The following is a 21002-nucleotide window of genomic DNA, read 5'->3' as shown; positions in this document are numbered from 1 at the left end:
CACAAAGGATACTTTCTTTTCCAAATAAAACATACTCCATTTCCTTGTGAAAAGAAGGACTCCACTTTACGAACACCACCATGTATCTATTTGACATGAGTGGGACCTGTCCCTGCATCTCATTCATTAACTCGCATAACCTTAAATACTGTACTTTTTGGTATATTCGGGTTATGGTGCACCACATATGCTTTAGAAAAGCGATAAAGGTACTCCTCTTCATGTGACTTCGGTGTAAGAATAATCATTTTCCGCTTCAATTCCTGCTCATATAATTCAAACACTTTATCCTTTCTTCCCTCATCAAGTGCACTATCAAACTCGTCTAGAACAATATAGCCCGGAGATGCTTCGATTGTTTGTAGCAAGGCTAGAGCAAACAATAAGGAACTAAGAGATTCCTCTCCACCAGATACACCTTTTCCAACTTTTCCTCCTCGTGCTTTCACACTCACATCTTCTAATTTTCCACGGTGGCCTTCTTTCCGCGCTTTAATGAATAGGGTGTACCGAATTCGGCCACGTCGATCGGTGTTCATGTCCCACTCAATTTTCCCTTCAAATCCGAACATGGACATATAATGAACAAACTTTTGATTCACACCAATTATTTTCATGTTAATGGTATCTTCTAAATCTTCTTTAAGCCGTTCCATTCTATCCGTATATTCTTCCAATAAAAGTTTTGATTTTTTCACTTCATTTTCGGACCGATCGTATTCCTCTTTCATCTTCTTGTAATTCTCCGGTGCAGCTTCATCAATACCTGTTTCATTCACCGCGTTGTCATATTTCGTCTTTCCAAGGTCTCGCATTTCCTCTGCTTGTGGCTTTGTTGTTTCAGGTAACTGTTCCGCCTCTTCCTCAAACTTCTCGATTAGCCGTTGTGCAGTTTCCTGTAGCCTTATTACTTCTTTCCTTGTTCTAGAATAGGCCTCTTCACTCGTTACCCGCTCATCAGACTTATTCCTTATTTGTCTCTCTATTTGTTCAATCTCACGGTCTTGATAGATAACTTTATCTTCCAAGTCCTCCAAATCTCTTACTAACCGTCTCTCTTCACGTCTCTTCTCATCCAGTAAATCTTCCAATTCATTTAGCTGATCGTTTTTCTCTTTTTTATCTTGTTTTAGCTCAGCTACCAAACCTTTTAATTTTTGTACTTTAGTAATTTTTTCTTGTTCTTTTTGAAACTGAACATATGTTGCCTGAAATTCCTTATAGGTTGAAACCTTCTGCTTCCATTCAGCAAGCGACGTATTAAGCCTATTTATTTGAGACTGAATCGTATATTGCTCCTCTAGAACGGTACTCTTTTCACTATTTAACTTGTCAAATTGGTTTCTCCGCCATTCTCTTTCATTTTCTTTCGTTAAAAATGCTTCAGCATCCTTCAGTGACTCGCGCCGACTAAACAATATCGAATTTCTATTATTTAACTCATCAATTTCTTTCGTAAGTTGATCCATCTTATCCCCGATTGTGCCAAGCTCTTGTTCTAGCTTAACCTGATGGCTTTGCAACACTTTTTCACTTAAAATAATTTTATTTTCTTCTTGGGATCCTCTTATCCCCTGTTGATCCATTAACATCCCTTTTTCAATCACAGGCATTTCTTTGGTAAAAAAGGTTTGCGTCCACCATAGTGCTTTTACGGCAAATACATAAAGGTTATCACTTAAATTATCCTTAATCTTGATATGTTTGTCCGGAAGATGGGTAATTGTCTTTTTGGGAATTACGTTTGGCAATGGGACATGATACAAGTCATTTGGCGCTTGAAATACTTTTTTGTTAACAAATAATGTATATTTAATCGTATCAAATAACTGCTCATCACTTTGTTTTGCCGTCTCATCTAACTCCAGAAGCTCACGCAACGGATAGACTTTAATATTGTTTTCTTCAAAGTAATGAATCGACTCCTCCTGGCGAGGGCTGTATACCTGATTTTTTCGGAGGTACTCTAGTTCCTTAAATAACGCTTTTTCTTTCCCTACCAGTTCACGTAGCTCATCTTTATTAGAATCAAGCTTCCGTTCGTTCCTGTCCATTTCCGCTTGAACAGCACCGCTACTATGATACGTCTCAATTAGATCTCTCACTTGTTTTTGCTTCTCATTGTCTTGCTCGATTTCCACTTCCAATTTTGCCAATTGTGGTGTTAACTTGTCTAAAGTTTCCGCAAGGCTTTTACTCATTTCTTCCTTTTCACGAACAGAGACATCCAACTTAGCGTAGGTTTGTTCCGCTTCACTCAACGCCTCAGTAACTTCCTCTTCTGTCATGCCAATACGGTCTACTTTTTTAGTAATTTCTTCAATTTGATCAGAGATGGCATCTAGTTCTTCTTGCGTTGCTTTTAACTTTTGATTGGACTCCTCTAACTCATCCACCAATTCCTGTTTACGCACGTCAAGCAAGCCAAGCATTTCCGTAAACTCTGCATGCTGCTCTTTTTGCTCAACGTGATGGATGACTAGTGTTTTTTTCTCATCCATCTTTTCTTCCTTTGTATCAATCAATTCCTCAATCTGGCCTTTTAAGGAATCAATTTGCTTCAGATGATAATTTTCCAACCATTTCAAACCAAGATAATATTGCTTAAACCCTTCCTCAAGCCGACGGTTCCGATCGTGGTACCTATCGAGCTCCATCTTTTTTTGCTTCAGATGCATTTTGTTAAGCCCTTGTTTACTCTCTGCCTCTTGCAGGCTTTGTTCCGTTTCCTTCACAAGCTCCTTACTTTGCTCCCAATTTTTCTGGATCTTATCAATTCCATTCATTTCACTAAAAATCCGGAACCGCTCTTCGGGATGCATAACCGCAAATTGATTCACTTCTTTTTGATACCAAATCAAATAAAACTCATCAGGATCAACCGCATACTTATATAGCACTTGGTTTTTATATTCGGAAAAATTAAGATTTCCACCAGAAGAAAATTTCGTTGACCGCTCCCATTCGTCCATCACATCTCCCTCTTCAATGTAAAACTCCTTCTTAATTGGATCCCCTGGCTTTTGCTCAATATCTAACCGAAATTGAACGAACTGTGGGGCATCGACCTTAACCTTTCCTTCATTTTTGAAAAGCAGTTCAATTTTTGCCCGCCATGTTTGATCTGATGGAAGATTATTAGACTTTAATCCTTCTAAATCAACCTTACTAGAATAAAGTACCCCACCCATACAAAAAGTAATGGTTGACTTACCAGCACCATTTGGTCCAGAAATGAGAATGTGATCATCTTTATCTGAAAAATCCATAACCGTCGGGGTATAATCACGAATACCAGAAAATCTAAGTCTCCATGGAATCATCACCCACACCTCCGTTCATGTTGTATCGTTTAAAGAACCGTAACACGTCTTCCATATGAAGCTGATTCGACTGACTAAATTCCGCATACCGCCGCAAATACGAATCGGAGAACATATGTACACCAATAGCCGTAAGTTGATACGCCTCTTCATCAGAATTCGTATCATAAACTTCAATTGCACCAATTTTTTTCAAAGGATCTAAGTTTGCTTGAATTTTCCTTGTCACCTGCAGAGATTCATGACCAAAACTATGAATCAATTGTGAGAAAAGCGTGTATTCATTTTGCAACACCTCTTGGTGATAAAAAATAAACATGAGAATCGCAAGGCTCTCCTTGTTCAAGACATTTCTCGCTTGTTTTGCGGGTACTCGCATTAGCGCTACAACTTGGTTTCTACGCTCATCATAAATCACCTTAAAATAACGGCTAAGCCCTTGATTCACCCGTTTAATAAATGAAGCAAAAGCTTCCTCATCATTCGTAATACCAAGTAATTTCTCCACTTCCTTACGTGATAGACCAAAGTTCCCCGTTCGGATGGTAGCAGAAGAAGAAAACAAGATTTGCATAAAGACAAGCTCTTCTTCCTTTGTCAAAAACCCCTGTATCGACTGCAAGGCTGACAAGGGATTAATATTTTGAATCTCTTCTTCCTCGTTTTCTAATTCCATAGGTTCCTTGTTCATCCTCTATCCACCTCCAATCTCTCTCCGTCTTATTGTCATCTAATTTTCGATTTGCTTTCTCATCGATATCTGCCTTTTTATTAGCAATGAGTGCAGACACACCAATTAGACCATTTAAGACGTCACTCCATTTATCAGATCCAGCCTGAACTACTAATTCATCTAGTCCTGCTTCGTCTACGTTATCGAGGTATTTTTCAATCTGCTCGGTATGAATCATTTGTTTCGTCATTTGCCATCTTGAGTCTCCCATAAGCTCTTCTAGTTGATCCTCCATCACTTCTTCTAATTCTGGAAAATCCTCTTCCACCGTTTCTTCGATTTCCTCCGTGATTGGTTCATAGTTCTCCACATACTCGATCCCCTCATCAATTGCCACCGGCGGCAAGGGACTAGCAAATTTGACCGGTACCCACATACCATCCAATTCCTCATCCTCATATTGTCCCTGTTCCATAAAACTAAGGATTTGATGAGCATTAGGTATATCCGAACCTATTGGTGGATCAAATGACTTCACAATAAAATTCCGGAAGAGTTCAGGATGGATTGTCTTGATAAAATCTGTCTCTTGCAGATGGGCAAACTTAAGAATCTTGTTTATCGTCCCAAGACTTATCTTTGTTCCTTCACTTATCGCTGTTGTTCCCCTTTGCTTCACAGTAGCAAAAACAAGTTCCTGGTCTAGCGTTTCAAATTTAGCAAGCCTTTCAACCATTTTTACTTCCAATTCTTTCATCAATTGATGGATAACCTCTACCTGGTTCAATGCGTTGCGATCGGACAAATACTCTAACTCTCTTTCGGTTAATAGCGAGACCGCTTCCTCCACATTTTTAATCATACTCATTAGTTTGTTCCCACCAGAAATGCCCTTATCATCATAAGCCTCACTTAGCTCCGCATCTCTTTTTGCTTGGAAAAGCGATCGTTGAACATCATCATTCAAATAATACGCAAGGGAATCATTAGCAAGCCGAATCAAGACATCCATCATTCGCTTACCAACATCACGCATCTTGATTCGCTTCCCCGTTTTTGCAATCCAGTTGTATTTTCCCAACACAAACGTCAAGTGTTTTATGAAGCCGATTGTCATCTCTTCGTCATAACCGAACGTATGACGGTAACGATAAAAAAGTGTTTCCTCATTCTCGATTGGATCCGTAATCCCAAGCGCCTCTTGATTAATAATATTTAACACTCGCAAAAAACGTAGGACGTGAATCGGCGATTGAAAATATTCCTTATCACTTAGTTCACTCAACACGCCAGATAATGCCGCAATATCACGCATGGACTGAAGAAGCTCTGGCTTATCTCCATCTGTATCAAAAATGGAAATTAAGGCTTTATCCAATTCTTCCAATACCTCACTCCTCCAATCTCTTGTTCCTGTTCTTCCTTCCCAGCTTGAATCGACTGTTTATACCGTATTTCAAACTCCTCTATATCAGTTACGATCTCTAACGGTGGAACCACCCACTTTGTAAGGACTTGCTCATTTTCAGTCAGCTGGAAAATTTCCTTAGCAATCGTTAAACCCGCTTCATCGACATCCGTCCAGATAATTACTTGTTTCACAAAGGGAACGAGATTTCCAATCAATTGTCGGTGTGCTGATCGCAACTGCCCATCAATTCCTAACACAAAGCTCTTGGAATCTAGTAAAAATTCTTCTTCATAGGCCATCCGCGTTAACACGCCTCTATTCTCCACCAACCACAACACTTCCGCACTCGTTTGAAAGTTGTCGGTAAAAACCGCTAAATCGGTTGTAGCGTGAACACTCCCATAGCTGTACGTTACTTTTTTCCCACTCATTGGTCCGGAAAAAAATATCGGCGTAATCGTACCCAAACTAGCAAGACCTAACAAATGTAACGGACGTTCGAGAAATCGTTCTGCCTCTTCAATGAAATCTTTTTTATAGGAGTCAAATTCCTTTGACCCTCCTATTTTCCGATAATAACGAGCGCCAATTTGCTTCCAGTCATAATGATGTTCAATAGCAGCAATCTGGTACAAAGCTACTAAGAAATGTAAGAATAGGACTTGCTTTCTAAACCTCCAAGAAGGATTTACTGTTTCCATTTTATCAACTTGGCCTTCTAAAAACCGTTGTCCCTCATTGGCAATCAGTTGTAATCTATTTTCTAATAAGTCTAGTAATTCTAAGCGGAGCCCATCCTCCACTTTACCAGTGCCCCTCGTTTCTTCCCAGCGTGTTTTCCATTCATGGATAAGCTGCTTTTTTTCTTCTTCCTTTTGTTTTTGAATGAACTGTTGATATTGAAAAAGACCATAACCCATTCGATATTGCTCACTCTTCAAGGTCCGCTCATCTTTTTCAAAGCGATATTCCCTGATCAACCAACCATTACGAATCCAATCATACGTTTCATCTGATAGAGTCAAATGCTTCTTGACCTTTGAACTACTAAAAGCTTTTACTAGTTTTTCAGGTGGTGAGACCGTATGATCAGTAACGATTCCGATGGTTAACCTAGCAACTGTTCTTCTTGTTCTAGCAGTTCTCCTGATAACAGGGATATCCACGTTTCCGTTGTTTTCATTTATATCTATTAAATGAAGTTCTTCATTTTTTAATAAAATGTGCTCTTCTAAATACTCTTTCCATTCACTTGGAATCAAGCATTCTCCCCCCTCTACTTCCTAGTATATTTTATCACAGAGACGGGGGCTATCCTCCATCGTGTGAACTGACAAATTTATGTAATTGAGTTTTTACAACTACGACTTTCGAAATGGATTATCTCTTGTTAAATAAAATAAGACGGGTGCTATGAACACCCGCCTAAGTTAACATACATGCCGCAAGAAGAGCGGCTGACGTAAGAGATATAAGTTTCGTTTTAAAGAAGTAATTACCCTACACTTTGACCTAGCGGGGGCGATTACTTCTTTTTTCTATTGGTGACTAGTGCGATAATCGCAACAATTGCTGTCAGTCCTGTTCTTCATTGATTAAACAGTACTTTCCTCTCCTCCCCCGTAAACACCCGCGACCTCGTTAAAAATCGTTTGCCTTCAGGACCCTCCAGAGAAAACATTCCCCCGCGTCCATCGACAACATCAATAATAAGCTGCGTATGCTTCCAATACTCATATTGATCTTTAGCTATGAAAAATGGTGTGCCGCTAATTTCCCCTAAAAGGATGTCTGAATCTCCTGTACGAAACTCATCCCTTGGATAACACATCGGGGAACTCCCATCACAACATCCTCCTGATTGATGAAACATTAATGGCCCATGAAGATCTTTTAATTTGTCAATCAATTTCAAAGCCTCTTCCGTCGCAATGACACGTTTAACCATGTGATACCTCCTTTTTAATGAAAAAAGGAGCAACCCTTCACGATGGAATGAATGCTCCTTTGACAAAATCCGTTACTTACTACTGCTTAATACTGATATTTCTTTATTCATTACTGATATTCCGTTAATCTTTACTGATATCCGCTATTCTTTACTGATATTCCGGTACTGATTGCTGATATCCGTTACTCTCACTACCACCCAAGCTACAAATCTAATAAAATTTCCCGCAACCCATTAAAATAAACCAGTTGCCGTCTCACTATAATTTATCAATAAATTCTTCGTTTGTTGATAATGGCTTAGCATCATTAAATGATTTTCTCTTCCAATACCAGATTTCTTATATCCGCCAAATGCAGCATGTGCTGGGTATTGGTGATAGCAATTTGTCCAGACACGACCGGCTTCAATCTCCCTACCGAAACGATATGCCGTGTTAATATCTCGCGTCCAAACCCCCGCTCCTAATCCATATAACGTATCATTGGCGATTTCTAGTGCTTCCTCTTTATCCTTGAAGGTCGTTACAGAAAGAACCGGTCCAAAAATTTCTTCTTGGAAAATTCTCATTTTGTTATCGCCCTTAAAAATAGTTGGTTCTACATAATATCCGCCTGCCAGTTCTCCTTCTAATTTATTAACATTTCCGCCAACTAAGACTTCCGCACCTTCTTGTTTTCCAATACTTAAGTAGGAGCTTATTTTTTCCAATTGTTCATTTGATGCTTGTGCTCCCATCATCGTTTCTGTATCAAGTGGGTGACCAATTTTAATTTGGTTTACCCGTTCGATTGCTCTTTCGATAAATGCGTCATAAATAGATTCATGAACAAGCGCACGGGATGGACAAGTACAAACTTCCCCTTGGTTCAAGGCAAACATGACCATTCCTTCAATAGCTTTATCTAAGAAACCATCATCCTTATCCATCACATCTTCAAAGAAAATATTCGGCGATTTCCCACCTAATTCTAGAGTTACTGGAATAATATTTTCCGAAGCATATTGCATGATTAATCTTCCAGTAGTTGTCTCCCCTGTGAAGGCAACTTTGGAAATACCAGGATTCGTTGCAAGTGGTTTTCCGGCCTCTACCCCAAAGCCATTCACCACATTAACCACTCCCGCCGGCAATAAATCTTTCACAATGTCTAGAAGAACGTGAATCGATGCCGGAGTTTGTTCAGCTGGTTTTAAAACAACACAATTCCCAGCTGCTAATGCAGGTGCTAGTTTCCAAGTTGCCATTAGCAATGGAAAATTCCACGGAATAATCTGCCCAACTACTCCTAATGGTTCATGGAAATGATAGGCAACCGTATCATTATCCACTTGACTGATGCCACCTTCTTGCGCGCGGATAGCACCAGCAAAATAGCGGAAATGATCAACTGCAAGCGGGATATCTGCGGCAAGTGTTTCCCGAACGGCTTTTCCATTATCCCAAGTTTCAGCCACTGCTAAAACTTCCCTATTTTCTTCTATTCGATCAGCAATTTTATTTAGTATATTTGCTCTTTCTGCAACTGACGTCTTTGCCCATGCATCCTTCGCCGCGTGTGCCGCATCAACTGCTAATTGAACATCTTCTTTCGTGGAACGAGCAATTTCACAAAACACTTCACCAGTTACTGGAGTGACATTGTCAAAGTATTGCCCCTTCACGGGTGCACGGTATTCACCACCAATAAAATTATCATAACGTTTTTTAAATGAAAGGATAGAACCTTCTGTGTTTGGATTGTTGTACCTCAAGAATATTTCCCCCTTAATAATAGTAGAAATTGAGATGTTATGTATGATCCTGAAGAACCTCTCTAATAAACTTATTCTTGTTTTTCGGAAATATTCCAATGAATGATTGTTATTTCATTTAAAACGTATAGGTTAATTTCCCTTTGATTAACCAAAATGAATGTTGGATGAAAAAAAGAAATAATTACCCTACACTTTGGTCGCGGGAGGGCAATTACTTCTTTTTTCTAAAAACCAGAGGGATAGACCTGTCCTCCTGGCTCATTCTGGAAATAAATCTGATGATAAGTAACGTTCACCAGTATCTGGAGCAATGCATAAAACATTTGCAGAAGATGGGAGTGTTTTCGCTACTTGAATCGCAGAAAAGGCCGATGCTGCACTAGAAGCTCCCACAAAAATTCCTTCTTTTGCAGCAAGACTTCTAGCCATATTTTGTGCATCGTCATCATCGACATGAAGAATTTCATCATAAATTTCTTGATTTAAAATACTTGGAATAAATCCTGGCCCTGTTCCTGGAATCTTATGCGGACCCGGTTTACCGCCTGAGAGAACAGGTGATCCTTTTGGTTCCACAACGTAAATTTTCAAATGAGAAATTTGCTTTTTTAATTCTTCTCCAGTCCCTGTAACAGTTCCACCTGTACCTGCTGTTAACACGAATGCATCCAATTTCCCATCAAAGGCTTCCATAATTTCTACAGCAGTTGTTTCTCGATGTGCATCTGCATTTGCTTTGTTTTCAAACTGCATTGGAATGAAACTATTTGGTGTCTTTTTGGCTATTCTATCCGCTTCGTCAATAGCGCCTTGCATTCGCTGGCTTGATGGAGTTAAAACAACTTCCGCTCCATAAGCTTTCATAATTTTGATCCGCTCTTTCGTCGCATTGTCAGGCATCGTAACAATACAACGATAACCTTTTACGGCACTAACCATGCAAAGTCCGATTCCGGTATTACCGGATGTTGGTTCAATGATTGTGCTTTTTCCTGGAATCAACTTTCCTTCCTTTTCCGCTTCTTCAATCATATTAAATGCCGCTCGATCTTTGACACTTCCGCCGGGATTAAAAGATTCCAATTTCATAAAAACATTAGCACCGTTTGGATCAGGCAGTCTGTTTAATTGTACGATTGGTGTCTTACCGATAAGGTCGAGAATAGTTGAATATAATTTCATCCTGAGTACCACCTTTTGATTTTATTCTATCTGAAAGTACCAATTCCAACTAAAGTAGTATGTATACTAAATTTTAACGCATTTAGAGGTTATTAACAATGGAAAACCGAGATTTTTTGCCTAATTTTCTAAAAACTAATTGACTTTCCCTATTATCGTCATATAATCTAATTATAAATATTCCTATTATTATGATGTGAATTATAAGGTTATTAAAAGGTGGGAAAAACGCATGTTCCTAACGATAAAAAATGTACAGAAATGTTTTACGAACTACGGGAAAACGGAACTAGTTTTAAAAGACATTAATTTAAACATAAAAGAAGGAGAATTCGTTTCTCTTCTAGGGCCTTCTGGATGTGGTAAATCAACACTCCTTAATATTGTTGCAGGTCTTCTGACGCCAAGCGAAGGAGAGTTACACTTGGACGATTGCTTAATTACAAAACCAGGAAAAGACAGGGGAATGGTGTTTCAGCAAGCAGCCCTTTTTCCATGGCTGTCTGTTGAAGAAAATATCATGTTCGCTTTAAAGAAAGAAATGAAAAAGAAAGAAGCAAGAGTCATTGTACAGAAATATTTACAGTTGGTGCAGTTAAGTTCCTATGCCAAACATTCCCCACATGAACTTTCAGGCGGGATGCAGCAAAGAGTTTCCATTGCTAGAGCCCTAGCCATGAATCCACGCGTTCTTCTAATGGATGAACCGTTCGGTGCATTAGATGAGCAAACAAGAAGAAGACTCCAAGATGAACTAGAAAGAATTTGGTCCGAAACGAAAAAGACAATTCTTTTTGTTACACATAGTATCCAAGAGGCTATTAAATTATCAGATCGAATTATTGTATTAGGCACAAACCCCGGTAGAGTTTTAAAAGAGATTCCCATAAATATGGAACGACCACGAGAACAACATATACAGGAAATCGCTCATTACGAGGAATTGATTTCGAAATTACTAAAGAATGAGATAGATAATGTCGTAGAAGAGGCGTTATACGATGCAGTTAGCTATTAAACGAATCCTCTTTTTTGCGGCTTTAGGCGGACTCTGGGAGTTAGCAATTAGAATCTTTCATATTCCAGCTGTCATTTTGCCATCACCGGTAGATGTGCTGTTAAGCCTTCAGGAAAGTTTAGCTGACGGTTCCTTATTAGAGGACTTAGGAGCTAGTTTTACTCGATTAATCATTGGTTTATCCATTGCACTTATTATTGGTGTTTTATTAGGCGTATTCCTAGCCAATGTGAAAACCGCGGATGAAACGTTGGGATCACTGATACTGGCACTACAAAGTATTCCTAGTATTGTTTGGCTTCCACTAGCGATCATGTGGTTTGGACTCAATGAAAAATCAGTCATTTTCATTATCGTACTTGGTGCCGCTATTGTTATGACGATTAATATGCGGACAGGGATTAAAAATGTTCAACCACTTTATATTAAAGCAGCCCAAACCATGGGATCTACTGGAATTGATTTATTCATCCGCGTTATGTTACCAGCGGCGGTTCCATATGCTGTCACAGGAACCCGCTTAGCATGGGCTTTTGCATGGCGCGCCTTAATGGCAGGAGAGTTACTAAGTACAGGGCCAGGACTCGGTTATACCTTGAAATATGCATCTGACTTTGGACGGATGGATATGGTGATTGCAATCATGTTCGTTATTGGTGTTATTGGGGTAACCGTTGATATTCTTATTTTTCAACGGATAGAAAAAAGAGTCTTGGTGAAATGGGGACTTGAACAAAAAGAAGCAGCATAATACACGAGGAGGAAGAAGGATGAAAAAATGGTTATTAATGACTATATTCGTGCTCATCATAGGAGTATTAGCAGCATGTGGTGGGGGGAATGAAACTTCCGGCGGAAAAGAAGGAAAGGAAAAAGTTGTTATTGGCTATTTCCCCAATATTGATCACGCACCAGCAATGATTGCACGTGAAAAAGGATACTATGAAGAAGCGTTGGGAGAAAATGTTGAAATTGAATATCGTACATTTCCTGATGGTGGAACCTTTATGACTGCATTAAAATCTGGTGAAATTGACACTGGGTTAGTTGGACCAGGGCCGGTTTTAAACAACTATTCAAATGGAGCTAATGTCAAAATCATCGGTGGCGCGTCAACAGGTGGCACAGTGGTTGTTGCCAGTGAACAAAGTGGAATCGAAAGCTTGGAGGACATGAAAGGAAAAACATTCATCACACCAGGAATTGGCTGTACACATGATGTTCAATTTGAAACCTTTTTAATGGAAAAAGACCTAGATGATTTAGCATCTGCACGTATTGGGGGTTCTTTAAAACATGTTACTGGTAATCCAGCAACATATCAAGGAATGTTTGAAACAGGTCAAGTAGACTTAGCGGCGGTTCCAGAACCATGGGCAACTATTTTAATTGAAAACGGTGCGAATGTAGTTGTAAGCACAGAAGAAATTGCATATGGAGAAAACCTTCCGAACGTAGTTTTAGTGGCCTCGGGTAACCTAATAGAAGAAAATAAAGAAACGGTTCAAGGCCTAGTGAAAGCACAACAAAAAGCTATAGATTTTATTCATAACAACCAAGAGGAAACGCAAGATATAGTGATTAAGGCGATTAAAGATTTAACGAAACAGGAAATGGACAAAGAAATCGTAGCAAAAGCAATGGACCGCATGACGTATACAACTGAAATTGATGAGGAAGTGCTGAAAGAGTTTGGTCAATCCTCTTTTGATTTAGAATTCCTTAAAGAAACCCCTAATTTCGACGGCTTGGTATTAAAATCTAATTAATTCATAACATTAAACTCATCCTAAAGAGTAGGCTTTTTAAATGGCTACTCTTTGGGTATCAATTATCCAGATACCTTATTTGCAAGAGCCTATTTACATTTTTTCCACCATTCCATATGGCCCCATACACTTTTCTGCATCTTCCACCAAGTCCCTTCTAAAACATATGTTTCATATGATAATATTTTTGTGTTATAATAGGAACAAACGTTCTAAGGGTAGGTGGTTTTATTATGTCAGAAGTAAATGATCGTGGATCGATTAAATGGACAGCTATGATGCTACCAGAGCATATTCAGATGCTAAATAAGATGTGGAAAGACAAGGAAAGGAAAGCTAAGCCAATGTTAGACGAGCAAGAATTAGAAGAAATAAACATGAAACTGCAACTCGCTATTCATCATCATTTACCCGTTCAAATTAAATATTATTCCGATTATGATTACAAAGTGATTAAAGGCAAAATAAAAAAGATTGATCTCGCCGATAAATATATACAGTTAGATGATTATACGAAAATAGGATTAATGGATATTTTAGATGTTGTTACGGAATAGCCCTAGCCGATAAGGTTAGTGGCTTTTCGCCTTTCTCGGGTATTTCATAACATATCAAAATTAGACGAATCTTTTCGTTGCTGTTCTTATTCTATGTATTCATCACAAATCAAACGTTTGTTTGAATATGGATCGGTTGTTACTCAGCAAGGTTTCTAGCCATATTAAAACCCCTAATTAAGGAACTCCCTATTATCATATTTATAAGTCCCCTTATTGATTCATTGTTTTTTGTTGACAATAGTGTTCAGAAGCTATATTTTAAATATAAATTGCTTATTAAAATATTTTTTCTCTCCCCACTACCGTTCTTACAGGGCTGGAAACAATTGTTTGACAGGATAACTTTTCCCCGCTGCCGTTCTTGCAGGGCTGAGTTATCCTTTTATTCTTCAATTAATCTAATTATACTAGTCTTGTTTATAAAGCAATTTCGCCCTGTGTGCAAATACACATTACACCGCCCACATCTGCGGACGATGTAAAAATAAAGTTGTTTTTGGTGCAATTGCCGAGCTACACTTGTAGTTGTAATAATAAAGTCGTTTATTCAACAATCGCGAATGTCGCAAAATATTTTTATTAAACTGATCTTACCTATAATCTTCGGTACAAGGCTAATAGTCTGACCCCCCATAGCCTCTCCCTACGCTCTACTACTATCCTTCGCTTTAACAAGTTGTCCATCTCTGTCCCTAAACTTTAAAATCCCCTCGGCTGCACGATATGCTAATGCTCCTACTGTGCCTGTAGGGTTATAACCTCCATTATGAGGAAAAGCAGAGGCGCCAATGACGAATACATTATCCATATCCCACATTTGGAGATAATTATTAAGTGCAGATGTCTCGGGATTTTCTCCCATAATGACACCGCCAGTAATATGATCATTATGAGCGGGAACAATGTCGAAGTGTTCGGTTAACTCCCTCGTTTCCACCTTTTCTGCACCCATTTCATGCAAGATTTCTGCGCATCTTTCCGAAATAAAATCATGCAGTTTATGATCATGCTCGGTAAAATCATACGTCAATCGCATCAATGGGTTTCCATAAGCATCTTTATAGGTAGGGTCAAGACTTAAGTAATTATTACGATGAGGTAAAGAAGTACCTTGAGAAGTAACAGGTATCGAGCGATTAAAGTATTCGATTGATTTTTGTTTAAATTCTTTCCCCCATGTTGGCGTACCTTTTGGAGCTGCATTTTCATTAATCGGTCTTTTACCTAATTGCTTCATCGTGATGGAGCCGCCATGAATAAAATCCAAATCGGAATGATCAAAGTTATCATTGTTAAAGTCGTCCAAGGTCGTTCCAAGTGAACCGGCTCCCATTGCCGAATTAAACTTTTCCTTAAAGAATCCAGTGACAACTGGGGTAATGTGGTAACAATAATTTTTCCCGATTACACCAGTTCCTGTTTTTGGATCATAGGGCTTTCCAATATCAGATAATAATAAAAGGCGAGCATTACTCACTGTATAACTCGTTAACACTACAACATCCGCTGGCTGATCAAATTCTTCTCCTGTTTGAACGTCAACATATCGAACACCTGTCGCCCGTTTACCATCATGATGGATTGCCACGACATTGGCATGTGTCCGTAATTCAAAGTTATTTGTTTCTAATGCTGTTGGAACTACTGTTACATTTGGTGTCGATTTTGCACCATATTCGCAACCAAATGTTTCACAAAAGCCACAATACTGACATTGGTTTAATGTTTTTCCATCGGGATTGGTATAAGATTCAGATATATTTCCAGATGGCAAACGAAAAGGATGCAACCCTAGGTTTTTTGCTGCCTTCTCAAAACGATCAAGCATTGGAGTACTTTTCATCGGTGGAGTTGGATACTCCCTCTTTCTTTCAGGTCTTAAAGGATTTGGTTCCCCACTTGTTCCGGCCATCTTCTCAAACTTTTCATAATATGGCTCTAGTTCATCGTATGTGATGCCCCAATCTTGAATCAGATATTCTTTAGGGAGTTTATTCTTACCGTATTTCTTTTCCGTCATGGTTTTTATCTGAAAATCATAAGGTGAAAAAAACCACGTATCCCCGTTCCAGTGAGACCCTGCACCGCCCACCCCGGTTCCAATCAGAAATGCACCAAATTGTCGCATAGGTAATGCGACTTCATCAGGGTTATTCCGAAAAGTAATCGTTTCCTTGGATAAATCTTGCATCAGGTCATGCCGTATCGCATATCGATATTCATCGTGTATCATTTGAAAATCTTCGGTTGTCCGATTCTCACCTCGTTCAAGACCAACAACCTTTACTCCAGCTTTCCCGAGTTCTGAAGCAATGATGCCTCCAGCCCAACCTATTCCCACCGTAACTACGTCTACTTTATCTAGTGTTTTAACCATACGAAACCTCCATATTCTAGAATTTATAAATGATCCTTCAAAGAACTCGGTTCATATTCGATAAATTCCTCTTTCTCAATCTCCTGTATATAACTCATTTGATTGCCAGGGAATTCCTTCATTCTCCATCCATCCATATTGGCATTTCCACCATACAATGGATCTGCGTATACACCTGAGAGAGTTGCTGTACGAAGTTGATCAAAAAAATACGCCGAGCTAACATGCTTCATCTTTACCTTCTTTTCCTCGAATTTCCGTAGAATCTCATCCTGTTGTTCCCCTTCTAGTTCTGCAAAGGAAGTGCCATAGTTTTCTTGACTTTCTCTTTCCATAGCTTGGATCCCAGCTGTAAAAATTTCATGCCGTTTTAATGGAGATTGATAACCTTGGTAATCTGTCCCTTCTGAAAAAGGCCCTAACGTATACTCTTTTTCATTATTTCCATAGCCTCCAGCTAATTGGTGATCGATAAAATAAGGTACACCCAACGCGATTGCTCCTGGGCCATTTTCATCTTCTGGAAAAATCCTTTCCGTCGCTGCGCTAAGAATTTCGAAATCTTTCCTTCTCCTAAAATACATTAGTGCGCGATTATATGAATCTGCCTCATTCGTTGTAGTCTTCGGTGCTGTTTTTTGATTCCCTCCCCAAATAGTTGTACCGATTAGAGAGGTAAGAATACCACCGCCAATTGCTCCTCCAGCTACATAACCGGAGTTTTTAATAAATTTACGGCGGGATAAATCCGGTGCCTTCTTTTCTTCATCTGACAACTTTATTCCTCCTCGTCTTTATGTATGATAGTTGTTATTCAGTGTATCCAATTGGTTGATTAGTAAACTTGTCCATTAAAAATAGATTCACTCCTTGGTATTTTCAAAGTTTTACTGAGTAGAGTCAGCTTCACTTAAAGTAGGAAAAGCCGCACATCAAACGCTATGTGCGGCTTTACGTGAAATTTGCTATAAATAATATATGCCTTACCATGTCTTTGACGCGTCTAATGGTGCGAGCCAATGCGCATCCGCGTCTCATTCTTAATCATCTAATGCTTTGTTGTTATTCTTATCTTTTTTATCAATTTTATCGTCGTCATCGCTAATTAAATCATTTGTTGTGCTCTTAAATTCCCGTAATGTTTGTCCAGCCGCCTTCCCTATTTCCGGAAGTCTTCTAGGGCCAAAAATGATTAATGCTAAAAAGATGATGAGAATCAAACCTGGAATACCAATTTGTGCTAAACCCAATAAAACCCCTCCTATCCACTATATTTTTTCTTATAGTATTTCCATTTTTAATATGGTTTACACGAGGAATTCATTGGAAATCTAACATTTTAAAAGATGATAATTGATTTAACTGATATCTTGATATATACGCTGTCCGGTAAGCGGGTGCTGATATCTTGATATGAATACTGATATACCGTATGCGAGTGCTGATATATTGATATGAATACTGATATTCCGTATGCGAGTGCTGATATATTGATATGAATGCTGATATACCGTAAGCGAATGCTGATATATTGATATGAATACTGATATCCCGTAAGTGTGTGCTGATATCTTAATATGAATACTGATATTCCGTAAGTGTGTGCTGATATCTTGGTATATATGCAGATATTCCGTAATCGAGCTTAGGATATCGGTACTGGAGCTTTTTTATCAGTAGCTCGCACTCCATTTATCAGTAATCTCCTTCCATTTATCAGCACTCAACCTCATATATCAGCAATCATCTTCCATTTATCAGCACTCAATCTCATATATCAGTAATCACCTTCCATTTATCAGCATTCGCGCCACAGAACAAATAAAACAGCTACCCATCCCACTCTACAGTCAAGATAGATAGCTTTCTTCATCTATTTCCTCGCCCTAATCATTGCCCTTACTACTTCCGGATTAGGGCCGCCTGTTATTTTTCTTCTTTCAACAAAGCACATAGGGTCTACGATTGCTGCCCAATCTTCATTCGTTAATTGGATATCTTCTAACCACTCATTCACTTGGCGAACAGATAGATCATATAATTGCTTTCCTTCCGCATTCGTCCTCTTTGCAATGACACTAGCCTTTGAATGGGCTTTTCGAAAAGGGACCCCATAATCTCTTGTAAGAACATCTGCAAGTTCCGTGATGGTAATCATATTTTCCCTAGCTTGTTGATAAGCCCGATCCGTATGAATTTCCATCGTTAGAATTACCGCTCTCATTAAACACAAGACTCGATTTGCCTTTTTATAGCCAGTATAAAGGTGTGGCTGTAGATCATCTTCCGTATCATTGATATCCCCGTATGGCGTATTATGAATCATATGAATCACTGCCATTCCTTCCGCTGCTGCACTACTACTAATTGCTCGTGAGTGTTCGATGGAAACAGGATTTCTTTTTTGTGGCATGATACTACTAATTTGTACATAAGCATCAGAAACCTGGATTAAACCAACTTCTTTTGATGCCATTCGCAATAATTCTTGAATCCACCGACCCGTGTTTGTCATTAAACTTACTAATACCTGTGCAGCTTCAATTAGATAATCTCCAGTAGCAATAGCATCGTAAGAATTTTCTACCAGTCCATCAAAACCTAGGAGCTCAGCAACCCGCATTCGATTAATGGGAAAACCAGTAGTCGTAATAGCCACCGCCCCCATTGGGGATTGATTCACTGTTTTATATGCTTCCTTTAACCTTTGGATATCTCTTTGCAGATTATCATGAATTGCGACAAAATAATGTCCAAACGTTGTGGGCTGTGCTGGTTGAGTATGTGTATGCGCGGGCATAACGGAATCAACATGTTGCTCTGCCTGATAAAGAATTGTCTCTGCTAATTTTTCCGCATTGTCAATGGTTTGCTTTAAATAATCACGAATAACAATTCGATACATAGCTTCGCCCATATCATTTCTACTTTTTGCGATATGCATTTTCCCCGCTAAATCATCACCAATCCATTCCCCTATACGAGACTCTACGAAGAAAAATAAATCTTCGTATTCGGGTGAATACCCTATTTCTTCACGATCCATTAATTCTACATGTTTCACACCATCTAGAATCTTTTTCGCTTCCTCTTCTGTTAAAATCCCTTGCTCTTTAAGCATGGTCGTATGGGCTTTATGAATCAAAAACATGGAATCAAATAGATGTTCTTTTTGATCATAGAATACGGGTTTTAATAATGCTTCTACGTAAGTCTTTCCGGGAAATATTTTTCCATCAACTGATTCAAACTGTTTCTTTGTCATAACCATGAACTATGCACCTCAATCTAAGTTATAAAGCATTATCCGCCTTTACTTTAAAGAACTTACTCGAAATAATCATGACAATAGCAATTAGTCCAACCTGAATCATTCCATATGCTGCTGCCTGCCCCATATTAAACATTCTCAGCTGATTCATGATTTCAATAGATATCGGTCGATTTCCTAATGTATAAAGAAGGACAGAGGTTGGAAATTCCCCAACTGCTTGCACAAATGCTAACAATGTTCCACTTAATACCCCCGGCATAATAATGGGGATAACTACCCTTCTAAAGGTATAAAACCATTTGGCACCCAAATTCTGTGCTGCCTCCTCAATCGAATCATCCATTTGTTCAAGGACAGCAGTTGTGGAACGGACGACTAATGGAATAAATCGAACAAAATAAGCAAGTGGTAATATCCAAAATGTACCGACTAAAATATGACCAAAAGAAAATATTGAGGCTTTGTTGAATGCCAATATCATGTTCATCCCTACTACTGTTGCCGGTAACACCCACGGAATCATCACAAGTATATCTAATAAATTTTTACCAATAAACTTACGCTTTACTAAAGCATAAGAAGTAATAATGCCAAAAACAAATACACCTATACAAGCAATAAAAGACATGATTAAACTATTTCTAACAGGATCCCAAATATTTGGATCATCAAACAATAATCGGTAATTTTCTAGATTAAAGCTTTGAGGATACGTTTGCCAAGTCCATCCGCCTTCAGGAACAAGAGATAGAATAAGTAAAGTAGCATGCGGTAACAGCAGAATAATCATGGCTAATATTCCAAGTGTTACCATACACCCTTTTAAAAATGGATTATTGACCTCACTACGATGCGCTCCAATCCCTTTACTTGCCATCCTGTAATCTCGTCTGTTTTGATACCATCGCATAAACAGTAGGAAGGATATAGACACAACAGTTAGAATGATAGACTGAGTTGCCGCCATTTCTAAATCGCCATTCATTTTAGAAAAGTAGATTTGTAAACTTAGTACTCGGAATCCACCAGCTAATAAAAACGGTGCACTGAATGATGCCATGGAAACCATAAAAACAAGTAAGGAAGCTGCTACCAAACCAGGGGTTAATAAAGGAAACGTAATTTTCCAGAATACTTCAAAGCGGTTTGCGCCAAGATTATAGGCGGACTCCTCCAAAGAAGGATCAATATTATTTAGTGCAGATGAAGTCGTCATATAAAAATATGGATACATCGTATAGGCGTGGACAATGAGGATACCGCTAATCCCACCAATACTAAAGGGAACTTCAGATAAACGAAATAAGTCCTTAATCATGTTAGGAATCAAACCTGCTTCTCCATATAAATACATAAATGCCATAACCCCTACAAGAGATGGTAAAACGATCGGCATAATTGCAATACTCGAGAAGAATTTCCTCCCTGGAAAATCATAGCGGTTAAAAATATAAGCTAACGGTATTCCGATTAACGCACTAAAAAACACAGATAATAAAGAAATCCAAACCGAATTCCATAAAGCCTCTAAATTGGCATTAGCCTTTTCACCAAAGAAATCTTGATAGTTTTCTAAAGAAAAGGTACCATTCCTTTTAAAACTTTCAATCATTGTTTCAATAGATGGATAAAGTACATAGCCAACTAATACGAGAATAATTGGTATCAATAAAAGAATCGTTTTTCTTTTTTGTGCATTTAACATG

Annotated in this window: 16 protein-coding genes; 4 read left to right on the top strand and 12 right to left on the bottom strand. The window is 38.7% G+C overall.

Features of this window, described 5'->3' with window-relative positions; all coding sequences use genetic code 11:
• Window positions 1-119: 119 nt before the first annotated feature.
• The 7 genes from ACFQ18_RS04100 to cysK form a co-directional block, all read right to left on the bottom strand.
• The gene (locus ACFQ18_RS04100) at window positions 120-3323 is read right to left on the bottom strand and encodes an AAA family ATPase (RefSeq protein ID WP_204797728.1); all 3204 of its coding nucleotides are present in this window, start codon (window positions 3321-3323) and stop codon (window positions 120-122) included.
• Entirely contained in the window at window positions 3304-4014 is a 711-nt protein-coding gene (locus tag ACFQ18_RS04095; protein ID WP_047185940.1) for a hypothetical protein, read from the bottom strand. The genes ACFQ18_RS04100 and ACFQ18_RS04095 overlap by 20 nt, the downstream gene beginning before the upstream one ends.
• The gene (locus tag ACFQ18_RS04090) at window positions 3959-5383 is read right to left on the bottom strand and encodes a hypothetical protein (protein ID WP_047185939.1); all 1425 of its coding nucleotides are present in this window, start codon (window positions 5381-5383) and stop codon (window positions 3959-3961) included. The genes ACFQ18_RS04095 and ACFQ18_RS04090 overlap by 56 nt, the downstream gene beginning before the upstream one ends.
• A complete protein-coding gene (locus tag ACFQ18_RS04085) occupies window positions 5359-6669 on the bottom strand; it encodes a DUF2399 domain-containing protein (protein ID WP_204797729.1) in 1311 nt (436 codons plus the stop codon). The genes ACFQ18_RS04090 and ACFQ18_RS04085 overlap by 25 nt, the downstream gene beginning before the upstream one ends.
• A 326-nt stretch (window positions 6670-6995) precedes the next feature.
• A complete protein-coding gene (locus ACFQ18_RS04080; RefSeq protein WP_060667714.1) occupies window positions 6996-7355 on the bottom strand; it encodes a DUF779 domain-containing protein in 360 nt (119 codons plus the stop codon).
• A 237-nt stretch (window positions 7356-7592) separates the two neighbouring features.
• A complete protein-coding gene (exaC, locus tag ACFQ18_RS04075) occupies window positions 7593-9113 on the bottom strand; it encodes an acetaldehyde dehydrogenase ExaC (RefSeq protein ID WP_047186619.1) in 1521 nt (506 codons plus the stop codon).
• A gap of 261 nt (window positions 9114-9374) precedes the next feature.
• Window positions 9375-10298: a cysteine synthase A gene (gene cysK / locus ACFQ18_RS04070; RefSeq protein WP_060667715.1), complete on the bottom strand. Its 924-nt coding sequence runs from the start codon at window positions 10296-10298 to the stop codon at window positions 9375-9377.
• Window positions 10299-10530: 232 nt separating this feature from the next.
• Here cysK and ACFQ18_RS04065 point away from each other — a divergent pair, with 232 nt between their 5' ends.
• The 4 genes from ACFQ18_RS04065 to ACFQ18_RS04050 all read left to right on the top strand — a co-directional run bounded on the left by ACFQ18_RS04065 (window position 10531) and on the right by ACFQ18_RS04050 (window position 13642).
• Window positions 10531-11316 (top strand): ABC transporter ATP-binding protein, encoded by a 786-nt coding sequence (locus tag ACFQ18_RS04065; RefSeq protein WP_204797730.1) that lies wholly within the window; start codon window positions 10531-10533, stop codon window positions 11314-11316.
• Window positions 11300-12067, top strand: a complete 768-nt coding sequence (locus ACFQ18_RS04060; RefSeq protein ID WP_204797731.1) for an ABC transporter permease — start codon at window positions 11300-11302, stop codon at window positions 12065-12067. Before ACFQ18_RS04065 ends, ACFQ18_RS04060 begins: the two co-directional genes overlap by 17 nt.
• A 19-nt stretch (window positions 12068-12086) precedes the next feature.
• Window positions 12087-13085 (top strand): ABC transporter substrate-binding protein, encoded by a 999-nt coding sequence (locus ACFQ18_RS04055; protein ID WP_047186615.1) that lies wholly within the window; start codon window positions 12087-12089, stop codon window positions 13083-13085.
• Window positions 13086-13318: 233 nt separating this feature from the next.
• Window positions 13319-13642, top strand: coding sequence for a YolD-like family protein (locus ACFQ18_RS04050; protein WP_047186614.1), 324 nt, complete (start codon window positions 13319-13321; stop codon window positions 13640-13642).
• Between the two features lie 646 nt (window positions 13643-14288).
• Here the strand turns inward: ACFQ18_RS04050 and ACFQ18_RS04045 are convergent.
• The 5 genes from ACFQ18_RS04045 to ACFQ18_RS04025 all read right to left on the bottom strand — a co-directional run bounded on the left by ACFQ18_RS04045 (window position 14289) and on the right by ACFQ18_RS04025 (window position 21001).
• Complete coding sequence (locus ACFQ18_RS04045; protein ID WP_204797732.1) at window positions 14289-16022, bottom strand: GMC family oxidoreductase; 1734 nt, start codon at window positions 16020-16022, stop codon at window positions 14289-14291.
• 23 nt (window positions 16023-16045) lie between these two features.
• Window positions 16046-16798, bottom strand: coding sequence for a gluconate 2-dehydrogenase subunit 3 family protein (locus ACFQ18_RS04040; RefSeq protein ID WP_047186612.1), 753 nt, complete (start codon window positions 16796-16798; stop codon window positions 16046-16048).
• A 264-nt stretch (window positions 16799-17062) separates the two neighbouring features.
• Window positions 17063-17272 (bottom strand): twin-arginine translocase TatA/TatE family subunit, encoded by a 210-nt coding sequence (tatA, locus tag ACFQ18_RS04035; protein ID WP_047186611.1) that lies wholly within the window; start codon window positions 17270-17272, stop codon window positions 17063-17065.
• Window positions 17273-17895: 623 nt separating this feature from the next.
• On the bottom strand, window positions 17896-19293 hold the full coding sequence (gene argH, locus ACFQ18_RS04030; protein ID WP_204797733.1) for an argininosuccinate lyase: 1398 nt from the start codon (window positions 19291-19293) through the stop codon (window positions 17896-17898).
• Between the two features lie 22 nt (window positions 19294-19315).
• The gene (locus ACFQ18_RS04025) at window positions 19316-21001 is read right to left on the bottom strand and encodes an ABC transporter permease (RefSeq protein WP_204797734.1); all 1686 of its coding nucleotides are present in this window, start codon (window positions 20999-21001) and stop codon (window positions 19316-19318) included.
• Window position 21002 lies beyond the last annotated feature (1 nt).

The organism is Oceanobacillus caeni, assembly GCF_042678465.1.
Lineage (GTDB): Bacteria > Bacillota > Bacilli > Bacillales > Amphibacillaceae > Oceanobacillus > Oceanobacillus caeni.
Note: the sequence above shows the minus strand (reverse complement) of the source record. Positions and strands in the feature narration are given on the sequence as shown.